The sequence below is a fragment of the Cellulophaga omnivescoria genome (genome assembly GCF_001999725.1).
Taxonomy (GTDB): domain Bacteria; phylum Bacteroidota; class Bacteroidia; order Flavobacteriales; family Flavobacteriaceae; genus Cellulophaga; species Cellulophaga omnivescoria.
In genome coordinates this window covers 223,586-242,323 of sequence record NZ_MDDP01000002.1, presented here as the reverse complement: position 1 = coordinate 242,323, position 18,738 = coordinate 223,586, and the positions used below count along the sequence as shown (strand labels likewise).

Below are 18,738 nucleotides of genomic sequence, written 5' to 3'. Positions count from 1 at the left end.
GATAAAGTTCAAAATATTGTACATTTATTGTCTATTTAAAAGAACAATAGTAATATGCCGTTATACCATAAACTAGGTAAAATACCACCTAAAAGACACACCATTTTTAAAAAAGATGATGGAACTTTGCATTACGAGCAACTGTTTGGAACTATAGGTTTTGATGGAATGTCGTCCTTAATGTACCATATGCACAGGCCAACAATGGTAAAAGAAGTTGGTAAAACAATAGATGTTTCTCCAAAAGCAGCTGTAGCCCATAATATTAAATCTAGGTTACTAAAAGGTTTTGATGTTAGACCAGAGGACGATTATTTAGACAGTAGAAAAACTGTATTATTTAATAATGATGTACACGTTGGTTTAGCTGCTCCAAAAAAATCACTGACAACGTATTTTTATAAAAATGCAGATGCAGATGAGTTGTTATTTATTCATGAGGGAACGGGGACATTAAAAACTATGTTGGGTGAAATTCCTTTTGAATATGGGGATTATATTGTTATTCCAAGAGGAATGATTTACCAAATAGAGTTTGATACAGAAGACAACCGTTTATTGGTAACAGAGTCTTATCATCCAATTTATACGCCTAAAAGATACAGAAACTGGTTTGGTCAGCATTTAGAACATTCTCCTTTTTGTGAGCGCGATTTTAAATTGCCGCAAAATTTACAAACATATGATGAAAAGGGAGATTTTTTAATTAAAGTAAAAAAACAAGGACAATTGCACCACTTAACCTACGCGTCTCATCCGTTTGATGTAGTTGGTTGGGATGGATACAATTTTCCTTATGCATTTTCTATACATAATTTTGAGCCAATTACTGGCCGTGTGCACCAACCGCCACCAGTGCACCAAACTTTTGAAACTAGTGCTTTTGTAGTGTGTTCTTTTGTGCCTAGATTGTACGATTATCACCCGGAGTCTATTCCTGCTCCATACAACCATTCTAATATAGATTCTGATGAGGTTTTATATTACGTAGATGGTGATTTTATGAGTAGAAAAAGTATAGATAAAGGATACATTTCTTTACATCCTGCTGGCATACCTCACGGTCCGCACCCAGGTACTTATGAGGCTAGTATAGGTAAATCTAAAACTGAAGAATTAGCTGTAATGATAGATACTTTTAAGCCATTACAACTAACGCAATTGGCATTAGATATAGATAATGGTACTTATTACCAATCTTGGATGTAATAATTAAAAACAGATTATAAAATAAAAGGAGGCCAATTAGCCTCCTTTTTTTATGCGGTATGTATAAGGTTGTGCACCAATGAAGCAGCTAATTTTGCTGTTTGGTTGTCAATATCATATGTAGGGTTCATTTCTGCAATATCTAAGCTAATGAGTTTACCCGATTTTATAATAGTTTTTAAACATTGTAGTGCAATATCAGGAGAAAAACCCATTGGTGAAGCTGCACTAACTCCAGCTACGTAGGCAGATGAAAAACCATCTAAATCTATGGTTGTGTACACAACATCTACACTATTTATAAACGTAGAAATTTGTTTTTGTATTTTTTTAGATTGATGCAGGTTAAATTCTTCATTTTTAATAACCGTTACACCAAGTTCTTTTGCTGTTTTAAAAAGAGAAGCGTCATTGGCATCATCTCTAATTCCTAAACACAAATAATTAAATGTAGTGTGATTTGCTTTGCAATCTTTAGCTATTTGATAAAATGGAGTACCAGAATTATTTCCATTTGTATTAGCTCTTAAATCAAAATGAGCATCAAAATTAATAATACCAATAGTTTTGTGCTTTTCAACCGCATTTAAAATGCCATTATAATGTCCGTAAGCAATATCGTGACCACCACCTAAAATAATAGGAAAAGTATTGTTTTCTAGTAAAGTAGTAACCTTATTAGCTAAAGTTTGTTGGGCTAGTTCCATATCATTATCAACACAAAAAACAGTACCAACATCTAAAAGCTGAGTTTCTTTTTTTAAATGATTTGGCATTTTAGCCAATTGCCTTATAATAGCCTCTGGACCAGTAACAGCGCCAACTCTCCCTTGGTTACGTTTTACACCTTCGTCACAAGCATAACTTAAAATAGCAAAAGTTTTTAAGTGCCCTTTTTGTAATTTGTCTGTACAAATTACCTTCTCGTGCAAATACAATTTTTCTTGTGAGCTTCTGCCTTTCCATAATGAGCTTTCAGGTTTTTTAAAGTTGTTCATACTGCAAATTTATACCTCAAAAATAAACTGTTATTTTAGTTTTTAATCTTCAAATTAAATAAAAAAGAGATTAGAACAGGAAATGCTATTGTTTTGGAGTAAAACTTTTAATTTAGTAGTTTAATTATAATTCATGAAGTATAGCGGTACGGGTAAAATAATTGGTTTTATAGTCTTACTATTTTTATTGATAGGGTGTAAAAGTAAACAAGAACCTAAAACGCTTTTAGTGTATTGTGCAGCTGTAGTTAAACCTGCTTTAGAAGAAATAGCAGAGGTTTATTACCACAAAACAGGTGTGCAATTAGATTTGCAATATGGAGGTTCCGGTACATTATTAGCAAATATTAGGATTGCCAAGCAAGGAGATTTGTACTTGTCTGCAGATGCAAGTTATATGAAACAGGCTATAACATATAATTTAGTAGAGCAAAGCAAGCCAATTGTAGCTATAGCTCCTGTTTTAGCGGTTAGGTCTAATAATCCAAAAAAAATTAAAGCTGTTAGTGATGTTTGTAAAACAGGTATTAGGTTTGGTGTTGCTAACCCAGAAGCAGCTTCAGTAGGCGCGGTAACTAAAAAACTGTTGCAGGAATCCGGTAACTGGGAGGCTGTTAAAAAAAGTATTTATGTACAAATGCCAACAGTGTCTGATGTTGCTAACGCTATTAAACTAAATACAATAGATGCTGGTGTTATTTGGAATGTAACCGCCAATCAATATAAAGAAATAGATATTGTAAAGGTAGATGACTTTAATACATATAAAGATTATACGTCTATAGCTGTTTTAAAATGGTCTAAACAACCCAATGAAGCATTAAAATTTACAAATTTTTTGTTAAGTGATTCTAACAGTATTAATGTATTTAAAAAGTTAGGGTATAAAATGTACTAATATACACGTAGTTATCAAAAAGGAAGAGCAACATATAAAACAGCATAAGGTTAGGTCTAACATACCATTTTATTTGGTAATGGGTATTGTAGCATCTACATATATAGTTTTAATATTAGCAATGGTGTTGGCAGATTTTTTTTACACAACACCCAATCATATTTTTAAGGCTTTAGCTAGTAAAGAAATACAGTATGCTATAAAATTAAGTTTGGTAAGCAGCACAATTACAATGTTGTTAAGCGTTATAGTGGCTATACCAATTGGCTATTTTATGGCGCGTTATAATTTTAAATTTAAAAAAATTATAGATGCTATTTTAGATATACCTATAGTGTTACCACCACTAGTAGTTGGTTTAAGTTTGCTATTACTTTTTCAGACAACATTTGGGCAGTTTATAGAGAGTCATTTAAGAATAACCTATACTGTGTACAGTGTTGTAATAGCACAATTTATGGTTGCTTGTGCCTTTGCTGTACGTACAATGTATGTTACGTTTTCGCAAATTAATAATAGACAAGAACAGGTTGCATTAACTTTGGGCTGTAACCAGAGACAGTCTTTTTTTTATATTTTACTACCACAAGCTAAAAGCGGAATTTTAACTGCGGCATCTTTGGCTTGGTCTAGAGCTTTAGGAGAGTTTGGACCTATATTAATTTTTGCAGGTGCTACTAGAATGCGAACTGAAGTATTGCCAACTACAGTGTTTTTAGAAATGTCTGTTGGTAATATAGAGGCTGCAGTGGCGGTGTCTTTAATAATGATTGCATCTGGCTTTTTGGTATTGTTAGTGGTTAGACTGTACGGAACTAAAAAACAAACCTTTTAGCCTATGTTGCATTGTGTAGATTTAGAAATAAAGCAAGGTCCTTTTAGCTTGTGTAATATTAGCTTTAAGGTTGATAAAGGTGAGTATTTGGTACTAATGGGTAAAACAGGTAGTGGAAAAACAACGCTTATTGAAGCAATTTGTGGATTAAGAAAAGTTAAAAACGGACAAGTATTACTAAACTCAGCTAATATTACAAATACTGCTCCTGGGCAAAGGCAAATTGGTTATGTACCACAAGACGGAGCTTTATTTACCACTATGACTGTGGCAGAAAATATTGAATTTGCTTTAAAAATACGCAATTGGCCCAAGGGTAAAATTAACCAACGAGTACAAGAATTAGCTGCGTTGTTAGGTATAGAGCATTTATTAAAAAGAACCACACATAACCTAAGTGGTGGAGAAAAACAACGTGTAGCCCTTGGTAGGGCCTTGAGCTTTTATCCGGAAATATTGTGTTTAGACGAGCCATTAAGCGCGTTAGACCAAGTAACAAAGGCCGAAATTATTACATTGCTTAAAAATTTAAGTCAAAAGTTACAAGTGGCAATTATACATATATCTCACTCAGAGTATGAAGCTAAAAAACTAGCAACTAGTATTTTAAGTTTAAAAGACGGTATTTTAGAGAAGGTTAGTTTGTAGACTGTTTTTATTTTGTTAAATAAAACCCTAGCTGTAATACTTATACTATAAATAAATAATCCTTATTTTTGAGGTACATAAACTGTAGATAGTCATACTATTACACTAACCAATTATTTATGGATGACATTTTGATTAACATTGGCAGACAGCTAAAGCTGGCTCGCCAAAAAAGAAACTTGACCTTGCAGCAAGTTGCCAAGAGAACGGGCGTAAGTGCAGGATTAATTTCAAAGATAGAGAACCTTAGGACAACTCCATCTTTACCTGTTTTGCTTAAAATTATGCAAACTTTACAAATTGAGTTGTCTGAGTTAGAACTTTCGTCGAGTATAGATGGCGACTATATCCTTATAAAAAAGGGTACTGGCGTTAAAGAAGACAGAGAGGATTCTGAGCAACTAGAGTACACGCATTTATTATCTAATACCTCTAAAGGAGAAAGTATACGTGTGTATTTAATTACAGTACAGCCACACGCGGTAAGAAAACCTATTTCTACTAATGCAAATGAGCTTGTATATGTATTAAGTGGTTCGCCAACATATACGTTAAAAGGCAATGAGATCACATTAGATCAAGGAGATTTACTGTTTTTTGATGGAACAGTGGCGCACGGAATATCTAATAAATTTAGTGAGTCGGCAGTATTGTTAAAAATTTATTTACTACATTAAATAGCAACAAGCTTAAAAAAACAAAAACCTTCAGTTAACTACTGAAGGTTTTTTTTTATGCGGTGAAGAGTCTGTGGTCTAGTGCTCTTTTTTCTTTTTTCCAAAAATCTTTTTAAACAAACCTATAATTGGTAATGTTAATAGCCCAATTACCAGACCTAAAAGAAATTCTTTTAACATAGCAGGTAGTGGAATATCTTCAATTAGGTGATGTAAAAACTCTATGTTGTGTGCAAATACACCACCAGCAACAGAAAGTAGTGCAAGTGTACCAACAACAGCTAAAAATTTAATAACCCAAGGTAAAGCGTTTACTAGCAGTCTGCCTACCTTATCAGAAAAACTATTGTCTTGTTCATTAAGGTTAATTAGTTTTAGGCCAAATTCATCCATCCTAACAATTAAGGCAACAATACCATAAACACCAACAGTGGCAATAATGGCAATTACTGTTACCACCATTATTTGTGTTGTTATTGGTTGGTCTGTAACTGTGCCTAAAGCAATAATTACAATTTCTACAGAAAGTATAAAATCTGTAAATATTGCCGATTTTATGCGTCCTTTTTCAAGTTTTTGTAGTTCTTCAATAGTAATGTCTTCATCTAAAAGCTCATTACTCTCGTGTTTATGACCTGCTAAAAACTCGTAAATTTTTTCTGCGCCCTCATAGGCCAAATACAATCCTCCTAAAACAAGTATAATAGTTACTGCAACGGGTATAAAAGCACTTAATAAAAATGCAAAGGGCAGTATAATAAGTTTGTTTAAAAAAGATCCTTTTGTAATTGCCCAAAGTACAGGTAATTCTCTGTCTGATATAAACCCTGAAGCCTTTTCTGCATTTACCGCTAAATCGTCTCCAAGTATACCTGCTGTCTTTTTAGCTGCAACTTTACTCATTACAGCAACGTCATCCATAAGCGCTGCTATATCATCTAATAATGCAAAAAAACCTGATGCCATATATGTCTATCTTTTTTTAAAGTTTAAAAATATACTTTTTCTTTAAACTGATGAAGTCACAAATATAAATGATTAAAACAAAGTTGATTTTGAAAAGGTGTTTTACGATTCAGATTTTTATACAATTAGAAGATATAAAAATCTGATGGTTTCATTTTTTAGTTCAATTTTCACTTTCAAAAAGGTATAAAACCAAAAAAACCTTCAACAAATGTTGAAGGTTTTTGCGGTCTGGACGGGACTCGAACCCGCGACCCCCTGCGTGACAGGCAGGTATTCTAACCAACTGAACTACCAGACCGTGGCGTTTAGCGGTTGCAAATATACAGAGGTTATTTGGTTCCACAAAACTTTTTGAAAGAATTTTTAAATTTTTTTTTTAAAATTTTTGTCGCTCTACCATATACGTGTTAAAAACTGAGGCAAAATTTTGGGCAATATCAACAGCCACGTATTTTATCTTGTATTGTGCGCATTTTAATTTGATGTCTGACAGATAAGAAGTTAGCTCTTTTTGGTATGCTTCTTTTACATTTTCTGCATACAAATCTATGTGCTGATTGGTCTCTACATCTACAAAACGCTTAGGTGCATCATCAAAATTAAAAAAATGTTCTTTTTCTTTATCAAGGAGATGAAAAAGTACAACTTCGTGTTTATTATATTTTAAATGTTGTAATGCTTCAAACAATTTTATGTCCTCTTCTTCGGTCTGAAACATATCAGTAAACAAAAACACCAGACTACGCCTGTGCATTTTTTCTGCTATTTGGTGTAAATAAGTATATGTTTTTGTTTTTTGAGCTGGATTTTTATCAGTTACTACTTCACTCAACTTTGCTAAAAGCATTTGGTGGTGTCGTTCGCTACTTTTTTCAGAGGAATAAAAATTATAAGCATCAGAATAAATACTTAAACCAACAGCGTCTCTCTGTTTTTTTAAAATATTCATTAAACCTGCAATAGCTAAAACCCCAAAACCTATTTTGTTAAGGTTGCTTACATCTAGTTTTTTTACTTTAGGATAATACATAGAGGCCGAATTGTCTAAGATCATATGACACCTTAAATTAGTTTCTTCCTCATATCTTTTAGTATATAGCTTATCTGTTTTTGCAAAAAGTTTCCAATCTATATGTTTTGTGCTTTCTCCTTTGTTGTAAATTTTATGCTCTGCAAATTCTGCAGAAAACCCGTGAAACGGACTTTTATGAATTCCGCTAATAAAACCTTCTACTACCTGCTTGGCTAAAAGCTCTAAGTTTAATAATGGTTGCGCATTTAAATTGTCCTTTAGGTTCATAATTTACTTTTTTATGGTTTGCGCTCTTTCTAAATCATCTGTAGTTTGTAAAAGTTTTTTTAACAGAATAGGATTAAAGTTAGGGTTTTTGCTTAAAAAATCTTCACGTATTTGGTAAGCATCTTTAGAGCTGTATTTACCAATACAACTTGCCAACCAGTTTTTTGGAAAAAAAATATCTCCTGTAAGTTGCACCTCTTCTAACTTTTGTAAACATTTTGTCAAATGCTTTTTACTTTCATTTTGGCGTAGCGGATGGTGAATGTAGCTTAGTGCTGTTGTAACCCAAGATTCTTTTTCTCTGTTTTTGGCATCAAATAAAGAAACCATAAAAGCATCTCTTTGCTCTACATTGTTACTTATAGATGGTTGTAGCCATATAAATTTTGCAAGTTTATCTGGGTTGCTAATACGCTTTTCTTGTTCTTTTATAATTTCTTTAGCCTTTGTGTGCTTTTTTAAAGATAATTCGCTTGCAAGACTAGTGTAATCATCCTCATTTAAAAATAATTGTGGTATACTCAATTCTTTTGTCCAAATAGCGTGTAAATTTTCTAATGCTTTAGAAGATATGGCAAGCGATTTATACAGATTAAATATATCTTTTTTGAATGCCTTTGGTTTAGAGCTGTTTAATAAAGCAAACAACTTATTTTCTGTTGTAGTCTGAATTTTTTCTTTTTGTTTTACTGATAAAAATTTCCAGTAAATATCTCTGGTTCTTCCTGTAATATAATTTAAAACAAGCTCATTTTTTTCTGATGCTACTCCGTCTAAAAACACATTAAAAGCATCTAAAGCTGGTACCTGATTATTTAAAAACACTTCATATAAATTTATATAGCTGTAACCACGAGCGGTAGCATCTTTAATTTCTTTTATTTTAGAAATATGAGCAACATTAACCGGAAAAACGCCATATCCAAAACCATTAGCGTTGTATATAATTTGCTCGGGCTTTGCAAGTCCCATAGTTTCTTTTAATTGAAGGTTTTTGCCATTTATTGCTGCATTTATAGTTTTTACACTGTCTTTATACACAAGTTGTATAGCAAAAGATTGTGGCCATATTTTATCTGTACCATCTTCTGCTTTTTGCGTAATTGTAAAACTGGTTATTTTGTTATCCTTATAGGTAATATTATCTCTAAAAACTGGTCTTCCAGGTTGGTTTACCCATACATTAGACCATTGTTTAATATCTACATCAGATTTTTTATCTAAAATAGACACTAAATCGTTCCAATCTGCATTGTCATTTGCATACGTTTTTATATACTCTTGCATTCCCTCTTTAAAAGCATCTTTTCCTAATACGGCTTCTAATTGCTGCATCATTATTGGTGCTTTGTTATAAATAATACGACCGTATAAAGAGCCTGCATTTTTTAAATTGCCTAAATGTTGTTTAATAGGATTGGTGCCTTTAGTACGATCTTCAGAATATGCACTAGGGTAGTGGGTCATCATAAATTTTAATTGATGATCTATATCTGGAAAAAGCGGATTCATTATTTTATCTGCCATAAAATTGGCAAACACTTCTTTTAGCCAAACATCATCAAACCATTGCATAGTAACCAAATCTCCAAACCACATATGAGATGTTTCATGAGCTATTAACTTAGCACGAGATAATTTTTGGTTTTGCGTAGCATTCTTATCTAAAAACAAAGAGGATTCTCTGTACTGTATTGCACCTACGTGTTCCATACCTCCATATTGAAAAGGCGGAATACTAGCAAAGTCCATTTTCTGAAAAGGAAAATCATAGTTGGTATAATCTACTAAAAAATCTAAAGACTGTTGGTGAATGTTAAAAACTTCATTCGTACTCTCTGCAATTTTTTCTTTATTATTTTCTCTGTATAAAAAGCGCATATCAAAAGCACCAGGGTTTTTTACTTCTTCAGAAAATTTACCAGCAACAAATGAAAACAAGTAGGTACTCATTTTATCTGTTGTATTAAAAATATGGGTAGTGTACTCTTCTTTTTCTATTTGTTCTTTTTCAGTGCCACCACAAAGTACTTTCCAATCTTTAGGAGCAGTAATGGTTAAGTCGTAAGTTGCTTTTAAATTAGGTTGGTCTAAGCAAGGAAATAAGGTGCTAGCTCTGTCTGGCACCAGTAATGTGTATAAAAACTCTTTATTTCTGTTTAGTGATAACTCGCCTGCATTAAAGGAAATTTCAATTTTATTTTCTCCTAATATTAATGCATTTTTATCTATAATTAAATGCTCGTTGGAGTGGTTAATAGGTGTGCTTTTACCATTTACGCTAAGTGTTTTTAAATGGTCTTTATTTTCGTTAAAATCTAAAATAAGATTGTATTGTAAGTCGGTAATATTTACAGTAAGAGTTAAAGTGGTTGGTATGGGATCTTCTATGTTTTTAGGTATTGAAAAATTTAGATTATACTGTAAATCCTTAATTTGTTTTTTTCTGTAATTCGCAAGATTCAAAGAAATTCCTTTTTCAACTAGTAAAGGTTTAATTTCTTTTTTTTGAGAACAACCAATTAAGGTTAAAACTAGTAAAGCAAGGAGTGTATTTTTTTTCATAAATAATAGAGGTAAGTAGTAAAAATAAAAAAGGGTTTGACAAACGCCAAACCCTTTTTTATAATTGTAAGCTGTAGACTATAATAATGCGTCTATAGCATCTGTATATACTTGTTTTGGAGAAACACCAACTTGTCTGCTAACCATTTCACCATCTTTAAAAACTAATACCGTTGGTATGTTACGTACACCGTATTTAGCAGCAAATTCCTGGTTTGCATCAACGTCTACTTTACCAACAACAGCTTTTCCTTCGTACTCAGAACTAACTTCGTCAATAATAGGACCAACCATTCTACATGGACCACACCAAGCCGCCCAAAAATCTACAACAACTGGTTTGTCACTTTTTAAAACAACTTCATCAAAAGTTGCGTCTGTTATTTCTAATGCCATAATTTTATTTTTTAATATTATACAAAGTTAGTCAAATAAATTCCTATTTCCTTAACAACGTACTATACCTATTATCTATTGCTCTATTAATTATTTTTATAACAATTAGTAAGGGTTGTTGTTATTTTTAATGTTTTAAAATTAATTGTAATTCTACGCCTAAGCAAATAAATTATCTAATAATTGCTCGTTAACAAGTTTAGGAACAGTAACTTTTAGTTCTGGGGTTCTTTTCATTTCTCTTTCTATAGCAAAAATAGCCTCTTTATTACGTGCCCAGCTTCGTCTAGATATACCGTTATTTACATCGTAAAAAAGCATATTTTTTAACTTTTTAGAGGCTTCTACAGAACCATCTAGTACCATACCAAAACCGCCATTTATGACTTCTCCCCAACCTACGCCCCCACCATTGTGTATAGATACCCAAGTTGCGCCTCTAAAACTATCGCCAATTACATTATGTATAGCCATATCTGCGGTAAATTTACTACCATCATATATATTACTAGTTTCTCTAAACGGAGAATCTGTGCCACTAACATCATGGTGGTCTCTACCAAGTACAACCGGAGCAGAAAGTTCTCCTGTTTTAATGGCTTGGTTAAACGCTTCTGCAATTTTAGCTCTACCTTCTGCGTCTGCATATAAAATACGTGCTTGTGAGCCTACAACCAGTTTGTTTTGCTCTGCTTCTCTAATCCAAGTAATATTGTCTTGCATCTGTTGCTGAATTTCTTCTGGAGCGGTAGCCTTAATTTCTTCCATTACGCGCAAAGCAATAGCATCTGTTTTTTGTAAATCTTCAGGTTTACCAGAAGAACATACCCAACGAAAAGGTCCAAAGCCATAATCAAAACACATAGGTCCTAGAATATCTTGTACGTAGGATGGGTACTTAAAATCTATATTGTTTTCTGCCATAACATCGCCGCCTGCACGCGATGCTTCAAGTAAAAAGGCATTGCCATAATCAAAAAAGTAAGTACCATTTGCTGTATGCTTATTAATTGCAGCTACCTGTCTTTTTAAAGATTCTTGTACTTTTTGCTTAAAAGCATCAGGATTGGTACTCATTAACTCATTAGATTCTTCAAAAGAAATACCTGCAGGGTAATAACCACCTGCCCAAGGGTTGTGTAAAGATGTTTGATCTGACCCTAAATGAATAAAAATATTTTCATCATAAAAACGTTCCCAAACTTCTACAATATTTCCAATGTAAGCAATAGAAACAACCTCTTTATTCTCTTGTGCTTTTTTAGTTCTATCAACTAAATCGTCAATAGAGTCAATTAAAACGTCTACCCAGCCTTGTGTATGTCTTTTGGTGGCAGCTGCAGCATTAACTTCTGCACAAATAGTAATGCAACCAGCTATATTACCAGCTTTTGGTTGTGCGCCACTCATACCGCCCAAACCAGCAGTTAAAAATATTTTTCCAGAAGGTGTTTCATTAGGTTGCAGTACTTTTCTAAAGGCATTCATAACTGTAATTGTGGTTCCGTGTACAATACCTTGTGGGCCAATGTACATATAAGAACCAGCAGTCATTTGTCCGTATTGCGTTACACCAAGTGCATTGTATTTTTCCCAATCATCTGGCTTAGAATAGTTAGGAATCATCATACCATTAGTAACAACAACTCTAGGTGCATCTTTGGTAGAAGGAAAAAGTCCCATTGGATGACCAGAATAGATATGCAGAGTTTGTTCTTCTGTCATTGTTGCTAAATATTGCATAGTTAACAAGTATTGCGCCCAATTCTGAAAAACAGCACCATTACCACCATAGGTAATAAGTTCCTCAGGATGTTGTGCAACTGCAGGGTCTAAGTTATTCATAATCATTAATTGCAATGCAGCAGCTTGTGGTGTTTTTGCTGGATATTCTGATATTGGTCTGGCATAAATATCATATTTGGGCTTAAACCTAAACATATAAATACGTCCATAACTTAGGAGTTCATTAGCAAACTCTTTTGATAATTCTGCGTGCCAAGCAACAGGAAAATAACGCAAGGCATTTTTTAGAGCCAATTTTTTTTCGTCTAAAGAAAGAATGTCTTTTCTTTTTGGAGCGTGATTAGCATTTGTGGTGTAATTTTTTTTTGTAGGTAATAGAGATGGAATACCTTGCAGAATTTGAGATTTAAAATCCATTTTTTATATGTTATAATGAAGCTGAATTCGTTATTTTTTTAAGCTATTTTAGTTCCTTTTTTCCAAACCATATTTGGTTTTAGTTGCCCTTGTTGGTATAAAATTTCTTTATAGTTTGCTGTTGGAAAAGCAATAAAATCTGCCATAAAGCCATTTTCTAACGTGCCTCTATCCTTAAGGTCTAAAGCAGCAGCAGCCCTAAAAGTAATGCCAGACAACACCTCTGCATTACTCAGTTTTTGAAAAGTTCCTAAGATTGAAGCTTGGGTAAGTAAATCTCCCATAGGAGCAGAACCTGGGTTATGGTCACTGGCAATAGCTACTGCACCGCCAGCATCTAATAATTTACGGGCTGGTGTAAAAGCACAACCTAAACCAATACTTGCTCCAGGTAAAGCTGTAGCAATAACATTGCTTTTTGCTAAAATATGTATTTCTTCTGCAGTGCTTGCTTCTAAATGGTCTGCACTTATAGCATTAAAATCTACAGCCACTTTGCTACCACCTGTAGAAAACTGATCTGCATGTACTGTAATTGTAAACCCCATTTCCTTTGCTTTTTTAAAGTAAGGTGCAATTACTTCTGCTGTAAAAGCACCTTCTTCAATAAAAGCATCAATTCTGGTTGTTAAACGTTCTTCTTTTAAAAGGGGGAAAAGGGAGATGCTTATTTCTTCTAAATACTCAGTTGCGGTACCATTATAATCTTTAGGGTGCATATGTGCAGCCAAGCAAGTAGAAATTAAATCGGCTTTAATTTTATTGTCTACATTTTTAATAGCACGCAACATTTTAAGTTCTTCGTAAACAGACAAACCGTAGCCACTTTTTACTTCTATAGTTGTTACACCATTTTTTAAATGTTTATTTGCTCTTTTGGTAATACCCTCTTCTAATTCTAAAATACTAGCTTTTCTGGTTTGTGTAACGGTATCCCAAATGCCGCCGCCAGCTTTAGAAATTTCTAAATAGGTTTTGCCTGCATTACGCATAGCATAATCATTAGCTCTGGTGCCACCAAAACAAATATGTGTATGTGAATCTATAAAACCAGGCAAACAAACGCTATCGCCTTTAACTTCTTCTAGTAAAGTATTTTTAATGTCTATTTGTTTTAATAAGTCTTTGTACGGACCAACAGCAACTATAGTATTGTTTTTAACTATAATACCACCATTTTTTATGACTACCAATTCTTCATCTGTAACGGCTCCTTTAACGGCAATGCCTGTCATTGGTAATAGTTGTGTAAAAGGGCCAATAAGTTTTTGTTTCATATTAGTAGTTTTCAAATTCGTTAGCAAATGGAATCTCCATTTCTAAATTTTCTCGTTCTTTTACCTCTTCAATAGCTTTTAAAATGGTTTGGTTTTGTATCATTTGTATTCCTGCCTCAATGTCTGTTGCAAAGACACGGTCTTTATCAGCAAAGGCAACTTTTTCTCTAATTTTTTTATGTACTTCTTCTAAAAATAAGCCCGATTTTAATGGCTTTCTAAATTCAAATGCCTGTGCAGCAGTTAGCATTTCTATAGCTAATATTTTTTCTACATTGCCAATTACTTGCAAAGCTTTTCGTCCGCCAATAGAACCCATACTTACGTGATCTTCTTGTCCTAAAGACGTTGGTATACTATCTGCGCTAGACGGAAAACAAAGACCTTTATTTTCACTAGCCAAGGCAGCAGTAGTGTATTGCAATATCATATAACCAGAGTTAATTCCGGTTTCATTCATCAGTAATTTAGGCACTCCAGGACTATTACCTTCTAAAGCTAAGTATATTCTTCGGTCAGATATGTTACCAACTTCAGATGCTGCTAAACAAGCATAATCTAATGCCATAGCTAAAGGCTGGCCGTGAAAACTACCGCCACTAATTGTTAGTTCTTCATCTATAATAATAGGGTTGTCTGTAACCGAATTTAATTCAATCTCTAACAATTCTTTTAAATGCAACCACGCATTTCTAGATGCTCCATGCACTTGCGGAATGCAGCGTAAAGAGTAAGGGTCTTGTACACGATTGCAATTGGCATGATCCTCCATTATCTCAGACCCCTTAAGCAAACGTTTTACTTTTTTAGCAACATATAAATTACCCTTAAAAGGTCGTAATGCGTGCAGCTCATTATAAAATGGTTTAATTGAACCTTGCAAGCCTTCAATCATCATTGCACCAATAATATCTGCTTGGGCAAGGCAACTTTGTAATTTGTCTACCACTTTTACTGCGTGTGCAGCAATAAACTGTGTGCCATTAATTAGTGCTAAACCTTCTTTAGGACCTAAGTCTAGGCTTTGCATTTCTGTTTTTTCAAACAAAGAAGAGGCCTCTATAACTTCACCTTTATAATCAACCTTACCCAAGCCAATTAATGGTAAAAATAAATGAGAAAGTGGAGCCAAATCACCAGAAGCACCAACAGAACCTTGAGCAGGCACAACAGGAATAGCATCAGTATTTATATGCCATAAAATACGGTCTAAAGTTGCTTCTGCTATACCAGAATACCCTTGTGCAAGACTATTCATTTTTAAGATAAGCATAAGTTTAGCAATCTCTTTATCTATTGGTTCTCCTACACCAACACTATGACTTTTTAAAATATTAGTTTGTAATATTTTTGTTTCTTCTTTAGATATTTTAGTAGTACATAAAGGTCCAAACCCCGTATTTATACCATAAACAGGATCTCCATTTTCTACAATGTTAGCAACAGTTTTACTGCTGTTTCTTATTTTAATACGAGAAAAATCTGAAATTAACCCTTTTGTAGTGCCTCTTGCAATTGAAAGAGCAATACCAGCCGTTAAATGATCTTCTCCAAAATTAAAAGTCTTAGGTGCGTTACGCATAGCATATATTTTAATACCATAAAATTATTGATTATGTTTGATGATTACCAATATCATATTTATCAATAATTAATAACTATGAGTTATCAAATAGAGTTGCGCCATTTTCATTATTTTTTAGCTGTTGCAGAAGAATTGCACTTTAGAAAAGCAGCAGAACGTTTATTTATATCACAACCCGGATTAAGTAGGCAAATAAAACAAATGGAAGAAATTCTGGAAACACAACTTTTTATAAGGAATAAAAAAAAGGTCACCTTAACAGCTGCCGGAGTTTACTTAAAAGATGAAATAGAATTTATTTTAAATCATTTAGAGTTAACAAAACGGCATATAAAATTGGTAAGTCAGGGTAAGTTTGGAGAGCTTAATATTGGTTTTTTAGGCTCTGCTATGCAAACTGTAATTCCGGATTTGTTATTGAAGCTAAAAGATGCTTTCCCAGAAATCAATACAAGTTTAGAAGAGCTCTCTAATAACGCACAGTTAAATGCAGTTTTAAAAGATGGTTTAGATATTGGTTTTGTACGTATGGTTAGGGTGCCAAAGGGCTTGTGTATTAAACCTGTATTTAATGATACATTTTCTGTGGTTGTTCCAGCAAACCATAATATTACAGCAGCTAATTTTAAAGGAATGAAACAGTTTGAAGGAGAAAACTTTATTCTGTTTTCTCAAGATTACAGTCCGTTGTATTATGATACAGTAATGAGTATTTGTGAAGATGCTGGGTTTACGCCAAAGGTGTCTCACAAGTCTGTGCATGCGCAAACTATTTTTACATTGGTAGAAAACAATTTGGGAGTTGCTATTGTACCTACTTCTTTGCAACAAGGTTTTAATATGAATGTAAAATTTATAGAACTTAAAAAAATACCACAACGAGCTGTATTATCTGTTATTTGGAAAGAAGATAACAGAAATCCGGTTTTAAAACATTGTATGCAGTTGTTATTGGGTGATAAAAAATAGATATAAACAATTAACAAATACTTTTAAAACGCACATTGTCTTAACTTATATATTTGTAATGCTTAAAATTGAATTATGATTTTTGATATAATAAAGAAGAGAAGATCTGTGTTTCCTGCACAATACAATAGTAAACCAATAGCTAGAGAATTAATTGAAAAAGTATTGGAGGCTGGTAATTGGGCACCATCGCACAAAAAAACAGAACCTTGGCGTTTTAAAGTAATACAAGGAGAAACTAGAGCAAAACTAGGAATGTTTTTATCCTTAAAATATATGGAAAATGATCCTAAGCCCAAGCAGTTTAAGGTTGAAAAACTAATAAACAATCCGCAAAAGGCAGGAGCAATAATAGCTATTTGTATGCAGAGAGACCCTAATGAGTCTGTACCAGAATGGGAAGAAGTTGCGGCAACAGCAATGGCTGTACAAAATATGTGGCTTGCCTGTACAGATTTAGGAATAGGTAGTTATTGGAGTTCTCCTGGCTTAATAAAACATATGGGAGAATTTTTTGCAATGGAAGAAGGGGAGGCTTGTTTAGGTTTCTTTTATATGGGTTACACAGATGATGAATTACAAGAAGGAGAAAGAGGAGCAGTTAAAGATAAAACAGTTTGGTTGTAAGTTTAAAACAGTGGAAAAAAAATACAAATCATTTAATGAAACATTTTGCTACGGTTTTAAGAACTCAAGCAAGAGGAAAGCAAACAGAACTAACAATAGATAAAACTATTACAAAGTATTTGTCACGAAAGGAACTGATTGAAATTATTAAAAAGAAGTTCAATGGTTCTATTTCAAAAGAACATAATTTGTTGGAACTAGAAAACTAAGAATTTTAACGCTTATTGGAGACGAGTTATTTATTACTCTTTTGTAACTGAGAAATAGAGCAAAGAAGGCATTAAAACAACACCTCCTGTTTCTATTAAATTGGAAGATAATAAAAAGAAGAAATCAAAAAGCTACTTGCTAAGCCGGACTCTAAAAAATAGATTATGGAAGAATTTTTTAGATTTTTTTAATACTAAAGAGAAAGCGATTGATCATGCGATGTGGTTAAACTTCAAATACCGAATTGCTAAAATTAAGTTTGGAGTCATTCATGGACCTGAAAACAATTGGGCAGTATTAGAAGAAGCAACTGTTGAAGAGATGGAGATGCCATTTTTGAAATAATCACGACTATTGATGGCGAATTATTACGCTTTATCATCCAAACTAAATTGGCACTTTCAGAAGTAAGTCTAATTTTTAAAAATACAAGCACTAAAAAGTACCTTTGAATACAATTTTTGAGTTTTTTTTTGTTTTAAGGGCTGATTTGAGATTATTCGTTTATTTTTTCTTGTTTTGGATGCTCTGTGGAGCTGTGTATTCCAAGGTTTTTTTTCTAATAGTTTACTTAGGCTACTTCTTGTAGTGAAGCTGCCATACGTCTACCGATTTCTAGTGCGTTAGAGGTATGGATGCCGAAGAATATCCATAGTGTTTCGGTCTGTTTGGTTCTAGCCTTGATTTTCTTTAGATAGTAGGTGTTCTTTTTCTTTGCCAAAACTACATTCTAGCCGTGTTGCTCTTTCTTTTTGGATCATCGTTGCCATTTGCTTTCTTTGCTTCTCGTGTTTTCCTGCTCTTTCTTTTCTTTTAAAGTCTGTTTTGATGTTGTATTTAGTGGTAAACCTCCTGTTTTTATTTGTTGCGGAAATGGCATCTGCCCCTGTTAGTAGGGTCTTGGCTCTTGTTAATCGTTGAGCCTTAAAAATAGTGTCCAGAAAACGGTTGCCCTTATGAAAGGCGTTGAAGTCCAAATGCTCAATAAAACTAATACCATCGATTTGATATTTGTTTACTTTTGCACCAAACTCTACAGGCTTTATTTCTTTGCTACGAACAATTGGGCGCAGATAGTCTTTGGCGATACTAACAATACGTTCTTTTTGTTTTTCTCCTGTATGGAAGATTTGGTGCTGATGCACATATATCTTTTTAATGGTTGACTTACGCCTGTGATTCATCTTTGGCATTTGAAGGTCATAATGTTTTTCTAAAGTATCTAGTTTACCATTAATCTTGGCAAGAAGAAGAAGAAGAAGAAGAAGAAGAAGAAGAAGAAGAAGAAGAAGAAGAAGAGGAAGAAGACTTCGGTCTAGACTCTTGTGTTTTTATTTTGTCTTACGCCGCATTTTACTATAAGATATATCTTTTCTTCCATTTCAGATACTTGGTTTCGAGTGTTTTTATCT

General features: G+C 33.3%; 18 protein-coding genes and 1 tRNA gene. 9 read left to right on the top strand and 10 right to left on the bottom strand.

From position 1 onward, the window contains the following. Nucleotides 1-54 precede the first annotated feature (54 nt). A complete protein-coding gene (locus BFJ87_RS02100) occupies nucleotides 55-1,209 on the top strand; it encodes a homogentisate 1,2-dioxygenase (protein WP_077399204.1) in 1,155 nt (384 codons plus the stop codon). 50 nt (nucleotides 1,210-1,259) lie between these two features. Here BFJ87_RS02100 and hutG read toward each other — a convergent pair whose 3' ends face one another. Further along, nucleotides 1,260-2,207 (bottom strand): formimidoylglutamase, encoded by a 948-nt coding sequence (hutG, locus tag BFJ87_RS02095; RefSeq protein ID WP_077399201.1) that lies wholly within the window; start codon nucleotides 2,205-2,207, stop codon nucleotides 1,260-1,262. A gap of 133 nt (nucleotides 2,208-2,340) precedes the next feature. Here hutG and modA point away from each other — a divergent pair, with 133 nt between their 5' ends. The 4 genes from modA to BFJ87_RS02075 all read left to right on the top strand — a co-directional run bounded on the left by modA (nucleotide 2,341) and on the right by BFJ87_RS02075 (nucleotide 5,265). Next, complete coding sequence (gene modA, locus BFJ87_RS02090; protein ID WP_077399198.1) at nucleotides 2,341-3,105, top strand: molybdate ABC transporter substrate-binding protein; 765 nt, start codon at nucleotides 2,341-2,343, stop codon at nucleotides 3,103-3,105. 79 nt (nucleotides 3,106-3,184) lie between these two features. After that, nucleotides 3,185-3,940 (top strand): ABC transporter permease, encoded by a 756-nt coding sequence (locus BFJ87_RS02085; RefSeq protein WP_077399195.1) that lies wholly within the window; start codon nucleotides 3,185-3,187, stop codon nucleotides 3,938-3,940. A gap of 3 nt (nucleotides 3,941-3,943) precedes the next feature. Beyond that, nucleotides 3,944-4,588, top strand: a complete 645-nt coding sequence (locus BFJ87_RS02080) for an ATP-binding cassette domain-containing protein (protein WP_077399192.1) — start codon at nucleotides 3,944-3,946, stop codon at nucleotides 4,586-4,588. Between the two features lie 119 nt (nucleotides 4,589-4,707). Then, the gene (locus BFJ87_RS02075) at nucleotides 4,708-5,265 is read left to right on the top strand and encodes a helix-turn-helix domain-containing protein (protein WP_077399189.1); all 558 of its coding nucleotides are present in this window, start codon (nucleotides 4,708-4,710) and stop codon (nucleotides 5,263-5,265) included. A gap of 78 nt (nucleotides 5,266-5,343) precedes the next feature. Here BFJ87_RS02075 and BFJ87_RS02070 read toward each other — a convergent pair whose 3' ends face one another. From BFJ87_RS02070 to hutH, 8 genes are all read right to left on the bottom strand, one after another. Next, nucleotides 5,344-6,231: a DUF808 domain-containing protein gene (locus BFJ87_RS02070; protein ID WP_077399186.1), complete on the bottom strand. Its 888-nt coding sequence runs from the start codon at nucleotides 6,229-6,231 to the stop codon at nucleotides 5,344-5,346. A 227-nt stretch (nucleotides 6,232-6,458) separates the two neighbouring features. Continuing rightward, nucleotides 6,459-6,532: transfer RNA gene (locus BFJ87_RS02065), tRNA-Asp, on the bottom strand. Nucleotides 6,533-6,610: 78 nt separating this feature from the next. Continuing rightward, a complete protein-coding gene (locus BFJ87_RS02060) occupies nucleotides 6,611-7,534 on the bottom strand; it encodes a DUF58 domain-containing protein (protein WP_077399183.1) in 924 nt (307 codons plus the stop codon). A 3-nt stretch (nucleotides 7,535-7,537) separates the two neighbouring features. Then, nucleotides 7,538-10,099, bottom strand: coding sequence for a M1 family metallopeptidase (locus tag BFJ87_RS02055; RefSeq protein ID WP_077399180.1), 2,562 nt, complete (start codon nucleotides 10,097-10,099; stop codon nucleotides 7,538-7,540). Between the two features lie 78 nt (nucleotides 10,100-10,177). Beyond that, nucleotides 10,178-10,495: a thioredoxin gene (gene trxA, locus BFJ87_RS02050; RefSeq protein WP_077399177.1), complete on the bottom strand. Its 318-nt coding sequence runs from the start codon at nucleotides 10,493-10,495 to the stop codon at nucleotides 10,178-10,180. Nucleotides 10,496-10,654: 159 nt separating this feature from the next. After that, nucleotides 10,655-12,658: a urocanate hydratase gene (locus BFJ87_RS02045; RefSeq protein WP_077399174.1), complete on the bottom strand. Its 2,004-nt coding sequence runs from the start codon at nucleotides 12,656-12,658 to the stop codon at nucleotides 10,655-10,657. Between the two features lie 38 nt (nucleotides 12,659-12,696). Continuing rightward, a complete protein-coding gene (hutI, locus tag BFJ87_RS02040) occupies nucleotides 12,697-13,935 on the bottom strand; it encodes an imidazolonepropionase (protein WP_077399171.1) in 1,239 nt (412 codons plus the stop codon). A gap of 1 nt (nucleotide 13,936) precedes the next feature. Next, nucleotides 13,937-15,517 (bottom strand): histidine ammonia-lyase, encoded by a 1,581-nt coding sequence (gene hutH / locus BFJ87_RS02035; protein WP_077399168.1) that lies wholly within the window; start codon nucleotides 15,515-15,517, stop codon nucleotides 13,937-13,939. 78 nt (nucleotides 15,518-15,595) lie between these two features. Here hutH and BFJ87_RS02030 point away from each other — a divergent pair, with 78 nt between their 5' ends. From BFJ87_RS02030 to BFJ87_RS02015, 4 genes are all read left to right on the top strand, one after another. After that, a complete protein-coding gene (locus tag BFJ87_RS02030) occupies nucleotides 15,596-16,489 on the top strand; it encodes a LysR family transcriptional regulator (protein ID WP_077399165.1) in 894 nt (297 codons plus the stop codon). A 75-nt stretch (nucleotides 16,490-16,564) separates the two neighbouring features. Further along, complete coding sequence (locus BFJ87_RS02025; RefSeq protein ID WP_077399162.1) at nucleotides 16,565-17,116, top strand: nitroreductase family protein; 552 nt, start codon at nucleotides 16,565-16,567, stop codon at nucleotides 17,114-17,116. 35 nt (nucleotides 17,117-17,151) lie between these two features. Continuing rightward, nucleotides 17,152-17,325: a hypothetical protein gene (locus tag BFJ87_RS16850; protein WP_171974454.1), complete on the top strand. Its 174-nt coding sequence runs from the start codon at nucleotides 17,152-17,154 to the stop codon at nucleotides 17,323-17,325. Between the two features lie 100 nt (nucleotides 17,326-17,425). Then, nucleotides 17,426-17,671 (top strand): hypothetical protein, encoded by a 246-nt coding sequence (locus BFJ87_RS02015; protein WP_077399156.1) that lies wholly within the window; start codon nucleotides 17,426-17,428, stop codon nucleotides 17,669-17,671. A gap of 329 nt (nucleotides 17,672-18,000) precedes the next feature. On the opposite strand, the gene BFJ87_RS16955 is transcribed toward BFJ87_RS02015, so the two are convergent. Beyond that, nucleotides 18,001-18,519 (bottom strand): hypothetical protein, encoded by a 519-nt coding sequence (locus tag BFJ87_RS16955; RefSeq protein ID WP_216352833.1) that lies wholly within the window; start codon nucleotides 18,517-18,519, stop codon nucleotides 18,001-18,003. Between the last annotated feature and the right edge of the window lie 219 nt (nucleotides 18,520-18,738).